Annotated in this window: 17 protein-coding genes; 6 read left to right on the forward strand and 11 right to left on the reverse strand. The window is 72.3% G+C overall.

Annotation, left to right across the window (positions count from 1 at the left end; genetic code table 11):
* Positions 1 to 11: 11 nt before the first annotated feature.
* Positions 12 to 1,433: a PepSY-associated TM helix domain-containing protein gene (locus IE267_RS04300; protein WP_373304459.1), complete on the forward strand. Its 1,422-nt coding sequence runs from the start codon at positions 12 to 14 to the stop codon at positions 1,431 to 1,433.
* 85 nt (positions 1,434 to 1,518) lie between these two features.
* Here IE267_RS04300 and IE267_RS04305 read toward each other — a convergent pair whose 3' ends face one another.
* Positions 1,519 to 2,766 (reverse strand): pyroglutamyl-peptidase I, encoded by a 1,248-nt coding sequence (locus IE267_RS04305; protein ID WP_373304460.1) that lies wholly within the window; start codon positions 2,764 to 2,766, stop codon positions 1,519 to 1,521.
* Positions 2,767 to 2,832: 66 nt separating this feature from the next.
* Positions 2,833 to 3,441: a TetR/AcrR family transcriptional regulator gene (locus IE267_RS04310; RefSeq protein ID WP_189762218.1), complete on the reverse strand. Its 609-nt coding sequence runs from the start codon at positions 3,439 to 3,441 to the stop codon at positions 2,833 to 2,835.
* Between the two features lie 222 nt (positions 3,442 to 3,663).
* Between IE267_RS04310 and IE267_RS04315 the strand changes: the two genes are divergently transcribed.
* Positions 3,664 to 6,111 (forward strand): beta-glucosidase family protein, encoded by a 2,448-nt coding sequence (locus IE267_RS04315; protein WP_229860704.1) that lies wholly within the window; start codon positions 3,664 to 3,666, stop codon positions 6,109 to 6,111.
* A 180-nt stretch (positions 6,112 to 6,291) separates the two neighbouring features.
* Here the strand turns inward: IE267_RS04315 and IE267_RS04320 are convergent, their stop codons facing one another.
* On the reverse strand, positions 6,292 to 7,182 hold the full coding sequence (locus IE267_RS04320; protein ID WP_189762219.1) for an SGNH/GDSL hydrolase family protein: 891 nt from the start codon (positions 7,180 to 7,182) through the stop codon (positions 6,292 to 6,294).
* 326 nt (positions 7,183 to 7,508) lie between these two features.
* On the opposite strand from IE267_RS04320, the gene IE267_RS04325 reads away from it, so the two are divergent.
* The gene (locus IE267_RS04325) at positions 7,509 to 8,003 is read left to right on the forward strand and encodes a DUF3145 domain-containing protein (protein WP_161252142.1); all 495 of its coding nucleotides are present in this window, start codon (positions 7,509 to 7,511) and stop codon (positions 8,001 to 8,003) included.
* Positions 8,004 to 8,113: 110 nt separating this feature from the next.
* Here the strand turns inward: IE267_RS04325 and fabF are convergent, their stop codons facing one another.
* The 5 genes from fabF to IE267_RS04350 all read right to left on the reverse strand — a co-directional run bounded on the left by fabF (position 8,114) and on the right by IE267_RS04350 (position 12,975).
* Positions 8,114 to 9,376 (reverse strand): beta-ketoacyl-ACP synthase II, encoded by a 1,263-nt coding sequence (fabF, locus tag IE267_RS04330; protein ID WP_167153459.1) that lies wholly within the window; start codon positions 9,374 to 9,376, stop codon positions 8,114 to 8,116.
* 78 nt (positions 9,377 to 9,454) lie between these two features.
* Positions 9,455 to 9,703: an acyl carrier protein gene (locus IE267_RS04335; RefSeq protein ID WP_053730594.1), complete on the reverse strand. Its 249-nt coding sequence runs from the start codon at positions 9,701 to 9,703 to the stop codon at positions 9,455 to 9,457.
* 59 nt (positions 9,704 to 9,762) lie between these two features.
* Positions 9,763 to 10,758, reverse strand: coding sequence for a ketoacyl-ACP synthase III (locus IE267_RS04340; protein ID WP_167153461.1), 996 nt, complete (start codon positions 10,756 to 10,758; stop codon positions 9,763 to 9,765).
* 13 nt (positions 10,759 to 10,771) lie between these two features.
* Positions 10,772 to 11,689, reverse strand: a complete 918-nt coding sequence (locus IE267_RS04345) for an ACP S-malonyltransferase (protein ID WP_189762220.1) — start codon at positions 11,687 to 11,689, stop codon at positions 10,772 to 10,774.
* Positions 11,690 to 11,778: 89 nt separating this feature from the next.
* Entirely contained in the window at positions 11,779 to 12,975 is a 1,197-nt protein-coding gene (locus tag IE267_RS04350) for a PucR family transcriptional regulator (RefSeq protein ID WP_167153465.1), read from the reverse strand.
* Between the two features lie 116 nt (positions 12,976 to 13,091).
* Here IE267_RS04350 and IE267_RS04355 point away from each other — a divergent pair, with 116 nt between their 5' ends.
* Positions 13,092 to 13,751: a pirin family protein gene (locus IE267_RS04355; RefSeq protein WP_189762221.1), complete on the forward strand. Its 660-nt coding sequence runs from the start codon at positions 13,092 to 13,094 to the stop codon at positions 13,749 to 13,751.
* 18 nt (positions 13,752 to 13,769) lie between these two features.
* On the opposite strand, the gene IE267_RS04360 is transcribed toward IE267_RS04355, so the two are convergent.
* Positions 13,770 to 14,588 carry a serine hydrolase domain-containing protein gene (locus IE267_RS04360; RefSeq protein ID WP_189762222.1) on the reverse strand — a complete coding sequence of 273 codons (819 nt, stop codon included), beginning with the start codon at positions 14,586 to 14,588 and terminating at the stop codon, positions 13,770 to 13,772.
* A gap of 161 nt (positions 14,589 to 14,749) precedes the next feature.
* Here IE267_RS04360 and IE267_RS04365 point away from each other — a divergent pair, with 161 nt between their 5' ends.
* Positions 14,750 to 15,217, forward strand: coding sequence for a MerR family transcriptional regulator (locus IE267_RS04365; RefSeq protein WP_167153469.1), 468 nt, complete (start codon positions 14,750 to 14,752; stop codon positions 15,215 to 15,217).
* Positions 15,218 to 15,223: 6 nt separating this feature from the next.
* Positions 15,224 to 16,252 (forward strand): aldo/keto reductase, encoded by a 1,029-nt coding sequence (locus IE267_RS04370; protein ID WP_189762223.1) that lies wholly within the window; start codon positions 15,224 to 15,226, stop codon positions 16,250 to 16,252.
* Between the two features lie 92 nt (positions 16,253 to 16,344).
* On the opposite strand, the gene IE267_RS04375 is transcribed toward IE267_RS04370, so the two are convergent.
* Both IE267_RS04375 and IE267_RS04380 read right to left on the reverse strand, forming a co-directional pair.
* Complete coding sequence (locus IE267_RS04375) at positions 16,345 to 17,553, reverse strand: acyltransferase family protein (RefSeq protein ID WP_189762224.1); 1,209 nt, start codon at positions 17,551 to 17,553, stop codon at positions 16,345 to 16,347.
* A complete protein-coding gene (locus IE267_RS04380) occupies positions 17,550 to 18,593 on the reverse strand; it encodes an alpha/beta hydrolase (RefSeq protein ID WP_189762225.1) in 1,044 nt (347 codons plus the stop codon). Before IE267_RS04380 ends, IE267_RS04375 begins: the two co-directional genes overlap by 4 nt.
* Between the last annotated feature and the right edge of the window lie 562 nt (positions 18,594 to 19,155).

The raw sequence follows: 19,155 nt of genomic DNA on the forward strand, positions 1-19,155 counted from the left end.
TCCCTTCCCCCATGCCCACGCCGACCGTCAGGATGCTCATGTCCGTCGACACCCCTTCGCGGGAGTCCGCACCACCCACCACCCCACGGCCCTCCCTGTGGGCGGCACTTCGGCCGCTCGCCCTGCGACTGCACTTCTACGCGGGCGTGCTCGTGGCCCCGCTCCTCTTCGTGGCCGCTCTCACCGGCCTGCTCTACGCCCTGTCCTTCCAGGCCGAGAACATCCTGTACCGGCACGAACTGCGGGTCCCGGTGGGCGAGTCCGTCCAGCCGCTCACCGCGCAGGTCGCCGCCGCGGAGGCCGCCCATCCCGAGGGCGAGACGACCGCGGTGTGGCCGTCGCCCGAGCGGGGCGCCACCACCCGGGTCCTGATGAAGGCCCCGGGACTCGCCGACGACGAGTCGCTCGCCGTCTTCGTGAACCCGTACACCACCGACGTACGCGGCGCCCTCGTCAGCACCGGAAGCTCGGGCGCCCTGCCCCTGCGCAGCTGGCTCTCCTCCTTCCACGCCGATCTCCAGCTCGGCGAGCTGGGCCGCAACTACAGTGAAATGGCGGCCAGTTGGCTCTGGGTCGTGGCGCTCGGCGGGCTGCTGCTGTGGGTCGGCCGACGCCGTAGGCTCCGGCTGCTGCGGCCCGAGCGCGCGGCCACCGGCCGCCGCCGCACCCTGTCCTGGCACGGCTCGGTGGGCCTGTGGGCGGTGACCGGTCTCGTGCTGCTCTCGGCCACCGGCCTCACCTGGTCGCGGTACGCGGGCGAGAACATCGCCGAGCTGAAGGACCGGCTCGGCGGCGCCACCCCCACGGTCGCCGCGGCGACCACCGGCGGCACGGGCGGGGGACACGAGCACCACGAAGGCATGGCGATGCCGAGCGCCGCGCCCTCCACGCTCACCCTCGACCAGGTCGCCGGGATCGCCCGCGGTCAAGGCGTGCGGGCGAGCATCCAGATCGGCCTGCCCGGTGCGGGCAAGGGATTCGTGGTGCGCGAGCGCGACACCGAGTTCCCCGTGCACCTCGACGCGGTGGCCGTCGATCCCGCCGACGGCCGGGTCATGGACGTGCTGCGCTTCGCCGACTATCCGCTGCTCGCGCAGCTGACCAGGTTCGGCGTCGACGCGCACATGGGCGTCCTCCTCGGCCTGCCCAATCAACTCGCCCTCGCCGCGCTCGCGTTGGCGCTGATGGCGCTCATCGTCTGGGGCTACCGGATGTGGTGGCAGCGCGGGCCGGCCAAGGGGCGCGGCCCGGGCCGCCCGCAGCCCAGGGGTGCCTGGCGCAGGGTTCCGCTGCCGGTCCTGGGCGTGCTGGCGGTGGTGACGTCGGTGATCGGCTGGTTCGTCCCGATGCTCGGGGCGGGTCTGGTGGCCTTCCTCGCCGTCGACGCACTGCTCGGCCTGCGGTCGTTCCGGAGGGGCGCGGCCCGGCCCTGAATCCGACCGGTCCACGCCCGGCGAGTGAACTCCCGTGGGTCCGCGCGCCGTTGAGGTGCGCGGAGCCACGGGGGCTTCGCGCCTGCTATTCGGCCGCGGCCGTCACGATGGCCCGCATCTGGGCCACGATGTCGAGCCGGTTGCGTACGAACCCGGGGTCTGTCACCGCGCCGTTCGCCGGATCGGTGTTGCCGGGCCCGAACTGCAGGACCGGGGTGTGCACATGGCCGCCGGGGATGCTCAGCCCCAGGCGGTCGCGGAGCAGCGTGGCCCGGTAGGCGATCTCGTTGGAGAGGTAGTCGCCGCCGCCCCCGGCCCGCGCGGCCGAGCCGGGAGTCGGACCGTCGGGCCGGTCCACCGGCGCCGTCGCGCCGGCCGGGATCTCGGTCACGTCGGTGTGGTCGTACACCGGGAAGCGTCCGGTGTCCGCCGCCACGATGTCCTGGTACGGCAGCGTCGTACGGGTCCACTGGGGCTGTGTCGCCGGATCGCGCACCGGGACCTGCCCGGTGCTCGACGCGTTCACGTTGTCCGGGAAGCCGCCCCGCCAGGCCCCGTTGAACCGTTCGACGTCGATCCGGCCGATCCGGCCCTGGCTCACCGTGGTGAAGAGGTCCACCTTCGGCAGTACCGGTGTGAGGGCCCGCTCGACCACGCCGTCCGCGAAGTCCTGCCAGCGCACCGGGAACGTCATGGTCTCGATCCGGGCGCGCTGCCCGTCGGCGGTGCGGATCCAGGTGCCGTCCAGAGCGAGCGCGGTCGCCCCCGACGGATTGCTGATCCGGATGTCGCTGTCCAGCGTGAACGGGTCGAACCCGGTCAGCAGGATTCGCTTGTAGCCCTTGCCCGCGGGATAGCCGACGGTGGTCTGGCCGCGCGAGGTCTGCTCAAGGCGGTCGATCAGCGCCGCCCGCCGCGCCTCGGACAGGGCGAACTTCGGTTCCCAGAGCCTGAGTTCACGGGTCAGGCCGAGCCTGGCCCAGTACAGCGGGCGGTCGTCGTCGCGGCTCAGGTTGCCGCCGGCCGGCCCTCGGCCCTGCACCCGGTCGACCGCCCGCTGCCACAGCCGTGTCCCGGCGCGCTCCACGAGTCGCTCGGCCGCGCCATAGGACCGCGTCGCCCCGATGGCGCGGGTGAACTCCGGTGCGGCGTCCGCGAATCCGCTGCGGGCCAGGATCTCCTGGGGCGCGGCCCGGTCCAGGCGCTGCTCCTCGACCGTGGCCTGCCGGGGCCCGGCCGCGGCCTCGGCGGGGGCCGGGCCGAGCAGGGTGCAGAACGTCATCGCCGCCACCGCACAGCCCAGTTGTGCCACCCGTACACGTCGTCCCACCACAGATCCTTCCGTCGAAGTCCGGTGGCGCCCAGTATTCGCAAGGAAGTCCTGTGTGCATAGAGGGACTTATGAGACGTCCGGCGTGTCCCCCGACGAGCCTTCCGGTCCGTACAGCAGCGTCACGAAGTCGTGGAAGGAGGCCGCCATGTCCACGGCGTCGGGATCGAGCAGCCACTGGTACTGGAGACCGTCCATCACCGCGGTGAGCAGCGGGGCCGCCCGTTCCGGGGTGAGGCCGCCGGGCAGCCGGTCGCCGAACTCGGCGCGCAGCACCCCCGTCATCTCCTCGCGCACCTGGGTGTAGCGGCGGGTGAAGAAGGGACGGGCCGGATGTTCTTCGGTCACCGACTCGCCGAGCAGCGCCGAAAAGGTCTGGACGATGCCGGGCCGCATGGCGTTGTACTCGACGAGGGCCGCGAGCAGTTCCAGGCGCCAGCCGTCCGGGGAGGCCCGCCGTCCGCCGGTGTCCCACTGGTCCCGCTCCTCCAGGACGGCCACGAGCAGGGCCTCCTTGGTGGGGAAGTAGTGCAGCAGGCCCTGCTGGGTGAGGCCGACCCGCTCGGCGACCGCGCCGAGCGAGGCACCCCGGTAGCCGCGTTCCGCGATCACCTCCAGGGTGGCCCGCAGGATCTCCGCGCGCCGCTCCTCGCTTCTGGCGCTCCTGGTCCTCGCCATGTCCGCCCCCGTTTCGTGCCGGTCCGGTGGTGTGCCGTGAGGCGTGCCGCCGGTGTTCCGCGCTGTTCCGCGCTGGTCCGGGCTGGTCCGCGCTGATTCCTCGGTGTTCCGAGAGGGACCGTACGGCATTCGATTATCACGGACAGGTAACTAACCCTACCGCTCTACAGGTAAACCGGTCACCATGGTGCCATCAGCGGACTTCTCCGAGGAGGTACGGCCGTGACCGGCGCATCCGTTTCCACCCCCGACTACAGCGACGCCGTCGAGGCGGCGCTCGGCAAGCTCGACCTGGAGGCCAAGGCCCGGCTGCTCGCCGGGCAGGACATGTGGTCGCTGCCCGCGCTGCCCCAGATCGGGCTCGGCTCCCTGGTGATGTCCGACGGCCCGATCGGAGTGCGCGGGGTCCGCTGGACCGCCGAGGACCCCTCGATCGCGCTGCCCTCGCCCACCGCGCTCGCCGCCACCTGGGACCCGGAGCTGGCCCGCCGGGCCGGGACGCTGCTGGCCCAGGAGGCCCGCCGCAAGGGCGTCCACGTCCTGCTCGCGCCGACGGTGAACCTGCACCGCTCGCCGCTCGGCGGACGGCACTTCGAGTGCTACTCCGAGGACCCGTACCTGACCGGTGAGATCGCCTCCGGCTACGTCAACGGTGTCCAGGGCGGCGGCGTCGGCACCACCGTCAAGCACTTCGTCGCCAACGACGCCGAGACCGACCGCTTCACCGTCGACAACGTCGTGGCCCCGCGTCCGCTGCGCGAGCTCTACCTCGCGCCCTTCGAGGCCATCGTCGAAAACGCCCACCCCTGGGGCATCATGTCGGCCTACAACCAGGTCAACGGCACCACGATGACCGAGCACCGCCACCTCCAGAACGAGGTGCTGCGCGGCGAATGGGGCTTCGACGGGTTCATCGTGTCCGACTGGATGGCCGCCCGCTCGACCGTCGGCGACATCCTCGGCGGCCTCGACGTCGCGATGCCGGGGCCCAGGACCGTGTACGGGGACGCGCTCGCCGCGGCCGTCCGCAAGGGCGACGTGGACGAGGCGGTCGTCGACGACGCCGTACGCAACGTGCTGCGCCTCGCCGCCCGGGTCGGCCTCCTCGACGGCGTCCCCGGCGCCGTCACCGAACCGCCCGCCGCCCTCGACGGCCAGGCGCTGGCCCGCGAGGTCGCCCACCGCGCCTTCGTCCTCGTACGCAACGAGGGCCAGGCGCTGCCCGCCGACCCGGCCCGCGTCCGCAGGGTCGCGCTCAGCGGCGCCGCGGCCCGTGACGCCCGTGTGCTGGGCGGCGGTTCGGCGACCGTCTTCCCCGAGCGTGTGGTCTCCCCGCTCGACGGCCTGACCGCCGCGCTGCCCGAGGGTGTCGTGACGTACACGGTCGGCGCCGACCCGAGCGACGAACTCGCCCCCGCCGACCAGGGGTTCGAGCTCCGGGCCGTCTGCCGCGACGCCGACGGGAACGCGCTCGGCACCGGTTCGCTGCCCAGCGGCCAGGTCCAGTGGATCGGCGACGACCTGCCCGCCGGGGTGACCCACGAGGCCCTGCACTCCATCGAGGTGACGGGCACCTTCACCCCGCGCGAGAGCGGCGAGCACACCTTCGGCACCCGGGGCATCGGCGCCTTCGCGCTGTCCGTCGGCGGCCGCGTCCTGTGGGAGGGGGCCCAGGCGATGAGCGACGCGGCCGACCCCTTCGAGGCGTTCTTCGGCGCCCCGGCCGAGCGCGGCCGTGTCCACCTCGACGAGGGCGAGCCGGTCGAGGTGTCCCTGCGGCACACCGTGCACCGGACGCCCGACGCCCCGCTCACCGCGGTGATGTTCTCGCTCACCCACCTCGGCCCGCAGCGCGACCCGGACGAGCTGATCGCCGAGGCGGTCGAGGCCGCGCGGGACGCCGAGCTCGCCGTGGTGGTGGTCGCCACCACCGACCGCGTCGAGTCCGAGGGCTTCGACCGCCGCGATCTGCGACTGCCCGGGCGTCAGGACGACCTGGTGCGGGCGGTCGCCGCCGTGAACCCGCGCACCGTGGTGGTCGTCAACTCCGGCTCCCCCGTGGAGCTTCCGTGGCGCGAGGAGGTCGCGGCGGTGCTCCTGAGCTGGTTCCCCGGTCAGGAGGGCGGGGCCGCGCTCGCCGACGTGCTGCTCGGCCACGCGGAACCGGGCGGCCGTCTGCCCACCACGTGGCCGGCCGGGCTCGCCGACGCGCCGGTCACCGAGGTGCGGCCCACGGGCGGTCAACTCCCTTACGAGGAAGGCCTGTTCATCGGCTACCGGGGCTACGACCGGGCCGGGGTGGCCCCCGCCTACCCCTTCGGGCACGGGCTCGGCTACACCGGCTGGGAGTACGAGTCCCTGGAGGTGACCCCCGCACAGGCGAAGGTCCGGGTTCGCAACACGGGTACGCGCGAGGGGCGCGAGACCGTCCAGATCTATCTGGCGCCGGTCGCCGACGCGGTCGAGCGCCCGGCCCGCTGGCTCGCCGGCTTCGCCTCCGTGGCGGCCGCCGCCGGGGAATCCGTGGAGGTCGAAATCCCGCTGCGCGGGCGGGCGTTCGAGGTGTGGGACGAGGAGGCGGGGGCCTGGACGTTCGTTCCGGGCCAGTACGAGGTGCGGGCGTGCGCGTCGCTGGCGGATGCGCGGCTGTCGGCGACGCTTGAGGTGTAGCGGGGGTCCGGTTCGGGGTTCGGGGTGCGCGGGGTTTCGACTGCGGGCCGCCGGGGGCGATCGCGCAGTTTCCCGCGCCCCCAACCCCGTTCTCGTCCGTCCACCGTGCGTGGCTGGTCGCGCATTCCCCGCGCCCCTCAGCCGTACCGGGGCGGAGCCCCCAGGGTCCTTCAACCCGACTCAACCCGGCGCCGTCACCTTGCGGTACGCGATCTCGGCCAGATGCATCTGGCCGTCCTTGCTGGGATGGAACCAGTCCCACGGGCTCAACTGGGTGCCGTCGAAGTCGTAGTCGAAGACCGCCCCGCCGTCGTAGCGGCAGGCGCGGTCCTTCGCGCAGACGTCCCGCAGGACCCCGTTGTAGGCCACGACCCGCGCGTTCACCTCGCCGCGCCGCGCCGTGGCGGCGGGCCCGAGGTCGTCCGCGCCGGCCAGCATCGACTGGCAGATGCCCAGCTTCCAGATCTGCTTGCCCAGCGGGCTGCCGCGCCCGGTCGACCACAGGCGCTTGAGGTCCGGCACGCTCGCCACGTACACCTGGGACTTGGGGGAGGCCGCGCGCAGCCTGCGCAGCGCCGTCTCGAACTCGGCGCGGAAGGACGCCACCGGCGTCATGGCCGCCGCATCCTTGCGGCACGCGTCGTTCGCGCCCGTCATCACCGTGACCAGGCCGGGGTGATGGGCCGCGGCCAGGTCCATCTGGGCCGGTAGGTCCGCCATCCGCGCGCCGGTCTTCGCGTAGTTCCAGCTGCTGGTGGGGGCCGCCGTGCCCAGGAGGCGGACCGCGAGCGAGTCGACCTGGGGGTCGCTGCCGGTCGCCCAGGAGACCTCGGGGCAGTCGGCCAGGACCGTACAGGCGTCGAAGCCGCGCGTTATCGAGTCCCCGATCGCGGCAAGGGACTTCGGGCTGTGGTTCCAGGCGGGGGAGGGGCTCGGCGAGGGCTTCGCGGATGCGGCCGGGCTCGCCGCGGAGTGGCCGCCGGACTCGCAGCCCGCGGTCAGGGCGAGCGCCGCCGCGGCCACGACCGCGGCCACGGTGCGGACGCGACGGCTCCGGTGGCGGTACTGCATCCCCGGTCCCCCTCCGTGCGGCGGTCATCGGTCCTTCGCGGCGTCCTCGCGGGTGAAACCTTGATGTTCGAAGGCGCTCCGACCGACATTACGACACCCTGGGCACAGCTCCGCGCGGTAGCTTTGGCCCGTCCAGCCAGAGGAACCACGCCAGTCGGCTCCGGTAAATTACATCACGTCACATACTGTCCCATTTCAGGAGATTTGCTCCCGATGCTGTTTACTGTTGAGCCCAGGGGCAGAATGTCAGGTGCTGTCCTGACCGGGAACGGCAGGGGCGCGAGGCCGCTGGGGAAGGCGAACCTCGAACCGCACTGGAGGTCCCGGTGACGACACGTGGAGTTCTCTACGTCCACTCCGCCCCGCGCGCGCTGTGCCCGCACGTCGAATGGGCGGTGGGCGGAGTCCTTGGGGTGCGCGTCCAGCTCGACTGGATCCGCCAGCCCGCCTCGCCCGGCACCTGGAGAGCGGAGTTCTCCTGGCGGGGCGAACCCGGCACCGCCTCCAAACTCGCCTCCGCGCTGCGCGGCTGGCAGCTCATGCGCTTCGAGGTCACGGCCGAGCCCTGCGCCACCGCGGAGGGCGAGCGCTACAGCGCCACGCCCGACCTCGGCATCTTCCACGCCGTGACCGGCATCCACGGCGACATCCTGATCCCGGAGGACCGGCTGCGGGCCGCCCTCGCCCGTTCCGTACAGGGCGAGACCGACCTGGAGGCCGAGATCGCCAAACTCCTCGGCAAGCCCTGGGACGACGAACTGGAGCCCTTCCGCTACGCGGGAGAGGGCGCACCGGTGCGCTGGCTGCACCAGGTGGTCTGACCCACCCGACAAGACCCCGCGTACGCGAAAGGGCCCCACCGAGGCGGTGGGGCCCTTTCTGCGGCCTCTTCGGCTCCCGCGGCCTGCTTCGGCCGCTCGGCTCAGGTCGCTCAGACCGAGCGGAAGGCGAGCACCACGTTGTGGCCGCCGAAGCCGAACGAGTTGTTGATCGCGGAGATCGACCCCTCGGGCAGCTTGCGGGGCTCGCTGCTCACCAGGCCCGGGTCGACCTCGTCGTCGAGCTCGTCGACGTTGATGGTCGGCGGGGCCGTGCGGTGGTACAGCGCGAGGACCGTGGCGACGGTCTCGATGCCGCCCGCACCGCCGAGGAGGTGGCCGGTCATCGACTTCGTCGCGGAGATGGCCACGTGGTCCAGGTCGTCGCCGAGGACCTTGCGCAGCGCCTTGATCTCGGCGATGTCGCCCTGCGGCGTCGAGGTGGCGTGCGCGTTGAGGTGGACCACCTCGGACGGCTTGAGGTCGGTGGCGTCGAGCAGGTTCTGCACCGCGGCGGCGACGCCCCGGCCGGTCGGCTCGGGCTGTGCGATGTGGTGGCTGTCGGCCGAGAGGCCCTGGCCGAGCACCTCGCAGTAGACCCGGGCACCACGCTTGGCGGCGTGCTCGGCGGACTCCAGGACCACCACGCCGGCGCCCTCGCCCAGGACGAAGCCGTCACGGGCCTTGTCGTAGGGGCGCGAGGCCTGCTCGGGGTGGTCGTTGTTCTTGGACATCGCCATCATGTTGGCGAACGCCGCGATGGGCAGCGGGTGGATGGCCGCCTCGGTACCGCCGGCGACCACGACATCGGCGCGGCCGGTGCGGATCATCTCGACGGCGTACCCGATGGCCTCGGCGCCCGATGCGCACGCGGATACGGGGGTGTGCACGCCCGCACGGGCGTTGACCTCAAGGCCGACGTTGGCCGAGGGGCCGTTCGGCATCAGCATGGGCACGGTGTGCGGGGAGACGCGGCGTACGCCCTTCTCCTTCAGCACGTCGTACTGGTCGAGCAGGGTGGTGACGCCGCCGATGCCCGACGCGATGACCGTGCCGAGCCGCTCGGGTGTGACGCCGGCCTCGTCGCCCGCCGGGGCGGTGAAGCCCGCGTCGGCCCAGGCCTCCTTGGCCGCGATCAGCGCGAACTGCGCCGAGCGGTCCAGCTTGCGGGCCAGCGGGCGGGGCAGCACCTCACCGGGGTCGACCGCGGCCGGGGCCGCGATCCTGACCGGCAGTTCGGCGAAGCGCTCGCCCTCCAGGGGGCGGACACCGGAGCGTCCCGCCAGCAGACCCTCCCAGGTCGAGGCGGTGTCGCCACCCAGCGGTGTGGTTGCGCCGATACCGGTGACGACCACGGTGCGATTGGTCGAGCTCACAGGAAGTTTCTCCACGTGTGTAAGGGACGTGAATCAGCGGCGCCACCGCTGGGTGGCAGCCCGAATTCAGGTCCTGAATCAGGCCTGGTGCTTCAGGATGTAGCTGGCGGCGTCGCCAACGGTCTTGAGGTTCTTGACGTCCTCGTCCGGGATCTTGACGTCGAAGCGCTCTTCGGCGGCGACGACGACCTCGACCATGGACAGCGAGTCGACGTCCAGGTCGTCGGTGAAGGACTTGTCCAGCTGGACGTCCTCGACCGGGATACCAGCGATCTCGTTGACGATCTCGGCGAGACCCTCGACGATCTCTTCCTGCGTGGCGGCCATGTTGGCGCTCCTTCGGTGTAAATGCTTCGAATTACGGGCTTCCGGAATATCCGGAGTGCCTAGGGGAGGGTAACGACCGTCGCGGCGTACACGAGACCCGCCCCGAAGCCGATGACGAGCGCGGTGTCGCCGCTCTTCGCCTGTCCGGTCGCCAGGAGCCGCTCCATTGCAAGCGGGATCGAGGCGGCCGAGGTGTTGCCGGTGGTCTCCACGTCACGGGCGACCGTGACGTGGTCCGGCAGCTTGAGAGTCTTCACCATCGAGTCGATGATCCGCATGTTGGCCTGGTGCGGAATGAAGACGTCCAGGTCGTCCGGGCTGATTCCGGCCGCGTCCAGCGCCTGCTGGGCGACCTTCGCCATCTCGAACACGGCCCAGCGGAAGACCGCTTGGCCCTCCTGCGTGATCGCGGGGAACTTGCCCGAGCTGTCGTACTCGTTCCACGGCACGGTCTGCTTGATGGTCTCGGACTTGTCGCCCTCGGAACCCCAGATCGTGGGGCCGATGGCCGGCTCGTCCGCGGGTCCCACGACGACCGCGCCGGCGCCGTCGCCGAACAGGAACGCCGTGGCCCGGTCGTTGAGGTCGGTCAGATCGCTGAGCCGCTCCACGCCGATGACCAGGACGTACTCGGCGGAACCCTCGACGATCATGCCCTTGGCCAGGGTCAGGCCGTAGCCGAAGCCCGCGCAGCCGGCCGAGATGTCGAAGGCGGCGGCCTTGCCGGTGCCCAGCTTGTCGGCGATCTCGGTCGCCACCGCCGGGGTCTGCTTGAAGTGCGAGACCGTGGAGACGATCACGCCGCCGATCTGGTCGGCGGAGATGCCGGCGTCGGCGATCGCCTTGCCGGAGGCCTCGATCGACATCGCGGCCACGGTCTCCTCGGCGGAGGCCCAGTGCCGGGTGGCGATGCCGGAGCGCGAACGGATCCACTCGTCGGAGGAGTCGATCGTCTCCAGGATCACCTCGTTGGGCACCACCCGCACGGGCCGGTAGCCGCCCACGCCCATGATGCGGGCGTACGGGGCGCCCTTGCTGGGGCGGATCTTCGACATGGCTCTCGGCTCCTTAGGCGGATGCATGCTCGGCGATGAGCGCACGAGCCGCGTCGAGGTCGGCGGGGGTCTTCAGGGCGACGGTCTTGACACCCGGCAGGGCGCGCTTGGCGAGACCGGTCAGCGTGCCGCCCGGGCACAGCTCGATCAGCGCGGTCGCGCCCAGCTCGCCGAAGGTCTCCATGCACAGGTCCCAACGGACCGGATTGGAGACCTGGTTGACCAGGCGGGCCACGATGTCCTGGCCGCTCGCCACGGTCTTGCCGTCCGCGTTCGAGACGTAGGTGAAACGCGGGTCGGCGACCTCCAGGGACTTCGCCGCCTCTTCGAGGGACGCCACGGCCGGAGCCATGTGGTGCGTGTGGAAGGCGCCGGCCACCTTGAGGGCCACCACGCGGCGCACGCCCTCGGGCTTGTCGGCCTCCAGGGCGGCCAGCTGCTCGGCGGTGCCGGCGGCCACGATCTGGCCCGCGCCGTTCACGTTCGCCGGCGTCAGGCCGAGCTTCTCCAGGTGCGGCAGCACGGTCTCGGGCTCGCCGCCGAGCAGCGCGGCCATGCCGGTGGGCGTGACGGCCGCGGCCTCGGCCATGCCCAGGCCCCGCGTGCGGACGAAGCCGAGCGCGGCCTCCTCGGACAGGACGCCCGCGAACGCGGTGGCGGTGATCTCGCCGACGCTGTGCCCGGCGACGGCGCCCGGGGCGATGTCGCCCAGCGCCGAGGCGGACAGCAGACCCGCGGCGACCAGCAGGGGCTGTGCCACGGCGGTGTCGCGGATCGCGTCGGCGTCCGCCTGCGTGCCGTAGTGGACGAGGTCAAGACCGATGGCGTCCGACCACGCGGCGAGCCGGTCGGCAGCGCCGGGGAGGTCGAGCCAAGGGGTCAGGAAGCCGGGCGTCTGAGCGCCTTGGCCGGGAGCGACGAGTACGAGCACTCTCACACTCTCTCTTGTGGACGGCTCCGCACGCCCGTGGGGACAGGGACGAAGAACCGTCGGGGGAATTGTGGGTGTCCGACAAAAGTCTAGGACTGTGGATCTCCGTCGGCCAGACGCCCCAGGATCAGCGCGATCCTCAGCGTGAACGCGGAGCGCACATCGGACGGCGACCACCCGGTGACGTCCGTCACACGTCGGAGCCGGTAGCGAACGGTATTGGGGTGGACGAACAGCATCCGGGCCGCGCCCTCCAGACTGCTCGCCTGCTCCAGATAAACGCTCAAGGTTTCCAGGAGCGCCGAGCCCGCCTCCTCCAGCGGTCTGTAGATCTCCTCCACCAACTGCTCGCGCGCGGCAGGATCGGACGCGATCGCCCGCTCCGGCAGCAGATCGTCCGCGAGGACCGGCCGGGGCGCATCCTGCCAGGCCGAGCAGGTCTTGAGGCCGGCCGCCGCGGCCTGCGCGGACCGGGTCGCGGCCAGCAGGTCCGGCACGATCGGCCCGGCGACGACGGGGCCCGCGGCATACGGTCCGATCAGGCTCTTGGCGACCTGGAGCGGATTGTCGCTGCCGCCCGCGATGACGACCAGGCGGTTGCCGAGCACCCCGGTCAGGACCTGGAGCTTGGCGTGCCGGGCGGCTCGCCGGATCGCCTCCACGGTGAGTTCGCTGTCGCCGTCCGGGGCCGTACCGAGCACCACGCACACGTGCTCGGGGGAGTTCCACCCGAGCGCCGCCGCCCGCGACACCGCGCCCTCGTCGGCCTCGCCGGACAGCACCGCGTTGACCACCAGGGATTCGAGGCGGGCGTCCCAGGCGCCGCGGGCCTCGGCGGCCTGCGCGTACACCTGGGCCGTCGCGAAGGCGATCTCGCGGGCGTACACGAGCAGTGCCTCGCGCAGGATGGACTCGTCACCCGGGGCCGCGACCTCCTCGATCGCGGTCTCCATGACCTCGATGGTGGTGCGGACCATCTCGACGGTCTGGCGCAGGGTGATCGCACGGGTCAGTTCGCGCGGGGCCGTGCCGAAGACGTCGGTCGAGATCGCCTGGGGCGTCTCGGGGTGCCGGAACCACTCGGTGAACGCGGCGATGCCGGCCTGGGCGACCAGACCGATCCACGACCTGTTCTCCGGCGGCATCGCCCGGTACCACGGCAGCGTCGCGTCCATGCGGGCGATCGCGTTCGCGGCGAGCCGCCCCGAGGACTGCTCAAGACGCTTCAGGGTCGCGGCGTGCGGATGGGCATTCTTCGCGGGGTGTACGGGATCGGGTGCTGGCACGGGGACAAGACTGCCTTATCGGGAACCCTCCCCGCCGGGGCGGGGTGAGTCCCGGCGGCCGATCGGGGCGGCACGAGGAGCGCACCCCGTCCGCTCCCGGGTCTACCGTGGTGGGCGTGATTTCAGTCAGGCGCGGTGACGAGCGCTATCGGGGCGGGGACCCCGACGTCGGTATCGAGTCCCTGCACGCCTTCTCCTTCGGCCGGTTCTACGATCCGGACAACCTCCGGTTCGGGCCGGTCCTGGCCTGCAACGAGGAGCGGCTCGCGCCCGGCGCGGGCTTCGACGAGCATCCGCACAGCCACACCGAGATCCTCGCGTGGGTGATCGAGGGCGAGCTCACCCACCGCGACTCGGCGGGCCACACCACCGTGGTGCGCCCCGGCGACGTGCAGTGCCTGAGCTCCGCGGGCGGCGTACGGCACGAGGAACGCAACGAGGGCCCGCACCCGCTGGTCTTCCTCCAGATGTGGCTCGCCCCGAAGAAGCCCGGCGGCGAGCCCGCGTACGACATCGTGCGTGGCATCGCGGACTCCACGCCCTACGCGGTGCTCCCGGCCGGCGCGCTGCTCTACGTGCGCCGCCTGGAGTCCGGCGCGCGCACCGCGGTGCCGGACGCTCCCGGGGTGTACGTCCACGTCGTACGCGGCCGGGTGGGCCTGGCCCAGGAGACGCTCGGGCCCGGCGACTCGGCACGGATCACCGCGGCGCTGGGCCTTGAACTGACGGCGCACGACGACGCCGAGGTGCTGTTCTGGGAGCTCGGCTCGGTGTGAGCCCCTTGCCGCGCGGACTCAGCCGCGGGTGAACTCGGCCAGCACCGAGTCGGTGAAGGCGGGCCACACCTCGGCCGCCCAGGGCCCGAACGCGCGGTCCGTCAGGGCGACGCAGGCCAGTCCCGCGTCCGGGTCGATCCACAGGAACGTACCGGACTGGCCGAAGTGGCCGAAGGTGCGCGGCGAGGACGAACTCCCGGTCCAGTGCGGGGACTTGGCACCCCGGATCTCGAAGCCGAGGCCCCAGTCGTTGGGGTTCTGGTGCCCGTAGCCGGGCAGCACGCCCTTGAGGCCCGGGTACTGCACGTGCATCGCCTCGGCGACCGTGGCCGGGTGGAGCAGCCGCGGCGCCTGCACCTCCGCGGCGAACTTCGCGAGGTCCGCCACGGTCGAGGCGCCGTCCTTGGCGGGCGAGCCCTCCAGCGTGCTGGCGCTCATGCCGAGCGGCTCGAACAGGGCCTGGCGCACGTAGTCGGCGAACGGGATGCCGGACTGCTTGGCGATGTGGTCACCGAGCACCTCGAACCCGGCGTTGGAGTAAAGCCGCCGGTCGCCGGGCGGTGCCATCACCCGGTGCTCGTCGAAGGCGAGCCCCGAGGTGTGCGCGAGCAGGTGCCGGACGGTGGCGCCGGGCGGCCCGGCCGGCTCGTCGAGCTCGATCGCTCCCTCCTCGTACGCGACGAGGGCCGCGTACGCGGCGAGCGGCTTGGTGACGGAGGCCAGCGGGAACCGGTGGGACAGCGGCCCGTGCGTGCCGGCAAGCGTTCCGTCGGCGCGCACCACGGCCGCCGCGGCGGTCGGTACGGGCCAGGTCTCGATGATCCGCAGGCTCTCCATGCGTACGAGCCTAGTGGGCTCGGCGCGGCGGCCGCAGGGCGGGATCGGGGGGCGTCGGCGCGGCCGGGCGGGGCATCCGGGGAGGCGATGGGCGACACGACACGAGAACGTCACGCATTTCGCTTGCTTGGAGTGCACTCCAAGGTTCTAGCGTGGAGGACATGACGGTGATCGACAGCACAACGGTGACGGCGGGGCGGGCCCGGCAGGACCTCTGCGCGACCGAGCCGAGTCCTCCGCGTCCCGACGGCCAGGACCGTTACACGATCAGCGAGGTCGTGGCGTGCACCGGACTCACCGCGCACACCCTCCGCTGGTACGAGCGGATCGGTCTCATGCCGCACGTGGACCGCTCGCACACCGGCCAGCGCCGGTTCACCAACAAGGACCTGGACTGGCTGGCCTTCGTCGGCAAGCTCCGGCTCACCGGGATGCCCGTCGCCGACATGGTCCGCTACGCCGAACTCGTCCGCGAGGGAGAGCACACCTTCGAGGCACGCCAGGAGCTCCTGGAGCAGACCCGGCGCGACGTCATGGCGCGCATGGCGGAGCTCCACGACACGCTCGCCGTGCTCGACTACAAGATCGACTTTTACGCTGGCGCCCGCAAGGCGTCGGAAAGGGCCTGAACACCCATGAGCAACAGCCCCCTTGAGAAGATCAGCACCGTCCGCCTCGGTACCGACGGCCCCCGGATCGGCGTCCAGGGCTTCGGCGCCATGGGCATCAGCGAGTTCTACGGCGACACCGACGAGGCCGCCGCCCGCGACACCCTGGAGGCGACCGTCGAGGCGGGCGTCACCCTCATCGACACCGCCGACATCTACGGCCTCGGTGCCAATGAGCAGTTCCTCGCCCCGTTCCTCGCCGCCCACCGCGACGAGGTGACCCTGGCCACCAAGTTCGCCATCGACCGCCGCGCCGACGACCCGTCCTACCGGGCCATCGAGAACAGCCCCGCCTACATCAAGAAGGCGGTCGAGGCGAGCCTGCGCCGTCTGGACGTCGACGTCATCGACCTGTACTACATGCACCGCCGCAACCCGGAGGTGCCGCTCGCCGAGTCCGTCGGCGCGATGGCCGAGCTGGTGGCCGAGGGCAAGGTCAAGTACCTGGGCCTGAGCGAGGTCACCGGGCCCGAGCTGCGCGAGGCGTACGCCGTGCATCCGATCGCCGCCCTCCAGTCGGAGTGGTCGGTCTTCAGCCGCGACGTCGAGCGCAGCGGGGTGTCGGCAGCCGCCGAACTCGGTGTCACCGTCGTGCCCTACTCGCCGCTCGGCCGCGGCTTCCTCACCGGGTCGTTCGCGGACGCGGGCAAGGAGCTCAGCGAGGGCGACTTCCGCAGGTTCCAGCCCCGCTTCACCGGCGACAACGCTGTGGCCAACGCAGCGCTGCTCGAACCCCTGCACAAGATCGCGGCGGCGCACGGCGCGACGACCGCGCAGATCGCGCTCGCCTGGGTGCAGCAGCGGGCCCAGGTGCACGGCCTGACCGTGGTCCCGATCCCGGGCACCCGCAAGCGCAGCCGCCTCCTGGAGAACACCGGCGCCACCCGCATCACCCTGAGCGCCGAGGAGCTGGCCCTCCTGGAGCCCATCGCCGGGCAGGTCGCGGGCGACCGCTACCCCGACATGTCCGCCACCTCGACGGTCCGCGAGCAGTAGGCCGCGCCCCCGGTCCTCCCGTACGTCGCGCGTGCCGCAAAGGACGGGCCGGGGCACATCGCATGTGCCGTGCAGAACAAGGCCGGGGCACATCACGCGAGCCCCAGCGCGAACACCGCGAAGCCCGCCGCGAGCAGCCCGGCCGCTGCCCGGCGGGCCTTCGTCGCCTTCGTCCAGGGTGCCTCGAAGCCCCGTGCGTAACGGGCGATCACTACGAGCAGCACTGCGAACACCGGCATCCAGGCGAGCCGTTCACCGATCCAGGCCAGGGTGTCGGGCGCGGTGGTCAGGCCCGGCACCCGACCGGCGAACGAGGCCGGGACGGCCGCGGCGAGCATCGCCGTCTGGTGCCAGCACAGGATGGTCATGGCGGACAGGTTGACGACCACGACAGGCGCCCAAAGGGCAGGCCGCTTCAGCCAGTTGGCGATCCGGTCGCGCAACAGGATCGCGGCGCCCGACTGGGCCGCGGCGAGCGCGAGCACCAGCAGCGACGGCGGATGCGAGTTGGTGCGCGCCTCGCCGGGCACACCGACCATCGACGCCGGGTAGTGGAAGACCATGAGCAGCGCGGCGAAGAGCAGCGCCCCGCCGCCGAACAGCAGCCACGCGCCCCGGCGTCCGATCCTCTTCTCGCCCCAGGAGACGCCGAGTTGGTACGCGAACATCCACCCGGGCAGGATGTTGACGAGCGACAGCCAGGACGGCATGGAGTCGGCGAGGGGCCCGTAGCGCAGGAAGTCGACGACAGCGACGACCCCGAGCAGTGGAGCCGCGGCCCAGCCGCCCATCGCCCGCGCGGCCCGTACGCAGTACGGCGTGAGCGCGGTGACGACGACGTACACACCCACGAACCACAACGGCTGGATGACGAGCGTCGAGCCGGTGCGCAGGGTGTCGTGGGGGACCCCGAGGACGTGGAGCACGGGGATCATCGCGGCCCAGACGGCGGTGACCCCGAGCACGGGCCGGCCGAGCCGGGCGACCCGCCCCCGGAGCCATGCTCCGGTCGACCCCTTGCGCCGGTGGAAGGACAGCACGGAGGCGTAGCCGCCGACCAGGAAGAAGATGCCCAGCATCTGCAGAATCCAGCCGGCCGGCGCGAACCCGGCGAAGCTGGAGAGCGGGCTGGCGTTGTGCAACGCGCCCGAGCCGTCCCGGGTGAACCCGCCGAGCAGCCAGTGCCCGGTCGGCACGGCGAGCAGCGCGAGGGCGCGCAGCCCGTCGATGGCGCGGTCGCGATGGGGCGGGGTCTTCCGCTCGATGTCCGAAACGGCCCTGCCGAGCGCGGTGTTGCTCATCGAACGTCTCCCATGGCGATGGCGGCGAAGGAGTCGAGCGACTCGGTGCCGGGGGCGAAGTAGCCGGTGTGGCCCTGGGCGTCGGCGGCGGGTATGCGGCGGGCGCCGAAGGCCGGGTCGGTGGGGTCGGTGCCGTGACCGAGCCCCGCGAACTCGATGTGCGGTACGTCGTCGATCCAGTCCGAGGGGTCCTTCGCGGCCCACACCCGGGCGCGGGTGCCGAGGCCCGCGACGGTGTCGGCACGCATGCCGGGGGAGCCGAGCGCCACGATGTCCGAGGCGTCGGTGTGCTTCGCGGCGAGCCCGCACACCACGGAGCCGTAGCTGTGGCAGAACAGCACGGGATCGGGTGCGCCGACGGCGTCGAGCCCCTCGGTGAACCGCGCGAGCCGCCCGGCCCCCGCCTCGGCGAGCCGCCCCGACGCCGCGTCGACCCCCACCCCGACGGGCGTGGTGTACCCGGCCCAGGCGATCACCGCGACCTTGTCGTGGGTGGCGCCGCGCAGTGCGGCCGCCATGCCGGCGGGGGTGCCGTAGGGGTCGTTCGTACGGTCGAAGGTCCGGGCGTCGATGTCGGACCCGGGCACGACGACGGCCACGCGGGTGGCCCGCGTCAACTCCCCGTACACCTCGGCCACTTGGCCCCGCCCCCGCGGGTCGAAGGCGAGGATCTGCCGATCGGGGGCGGCGAGGCGGGTATAACGGGGGTCGTGCGTGGCGGTGAGGGCGAGCCGGTTGGCCTCGTAGCGGAGGGGGACGGGGGCGCCGTCCAGGTTCCCCACGACCTGGGGGTGCCGGCGGGCGAGGGTGTGCTGTTCGGTGGGGCTCAACGTGCCGAAGAAATAAGCCACCTGACGGGGCGTCGACGATGCGGGGTCGGGCAGCGGCTCCCCGCCCACCCGGTCCGCCCGCCAGGCCGCGGTCCCGGGCGGCGGCCCGGTGACGGCCACCTGCGCATCACCCGCGGCCCACCCCGCGCTCCCCACGACCCCCGCCACGACGACCGCCCCCGCGACCAACGCCCTGCGAATCCGCCCCATGCCCCGACTCCCTTTCCCTGTCCGCTCCTTGACGAGGGAGAAGGTAGGGAGGGGGCCGGTGGCGGGGCGTCACACCGGGGTGGCGAGTGCGGAGTGCTACTGGGGTAGGGGGTGGGTGAGTTTCCCTTTCGGCGGGATGCGGGATGCGGGATGCGGGATGCGGGATGCGGGATGCGGGATGCGGGTTGCGGGGTTGCGGGGTTGCGGAGTGGGGGGGGCGCGGGGCCGTGGGGCGGAGGTGTCGGCTCGGGGTACTGGGGCTCTGCCCCGGGCCGCGGTTTTTTCCCCTCCCCGCCCCTTCCCGCAACCCGCCGGGGGTGGAATGGGGCGGGTGGGCTTCCAGGGGCTGCGCCCCGGGGCCCCTGGTCCGGCTGCGGACCGTGCTCGCTTCTTGCGCGGTTCCCCGCGCCCCCAAACCCGTCGTCGTCCGCGGACCGTGGTCGCTTCTCGCGCGGTTCCTTGCGCCCCAAAGCCCGTCGTCGTCCGCGGACCGTGGTCGCTTCTCGCGCAGTTCCTCGCGCCCCTAAAAGCTTCGGTGCTGGCCCGCACCAGGGCATTTCAG

It is taken from the genome of Streptomyces xanthochromogenes, assembly GCF_014650455.1.
In the GTDB taxonomy this organism is placed as follows: domain Bacteria; phylum Actinomycetota; class Actinomycetes; order Streptomycetales; family Streptomycetaceae; genus Streptomyces; species Streptomyces xanthochromogenes.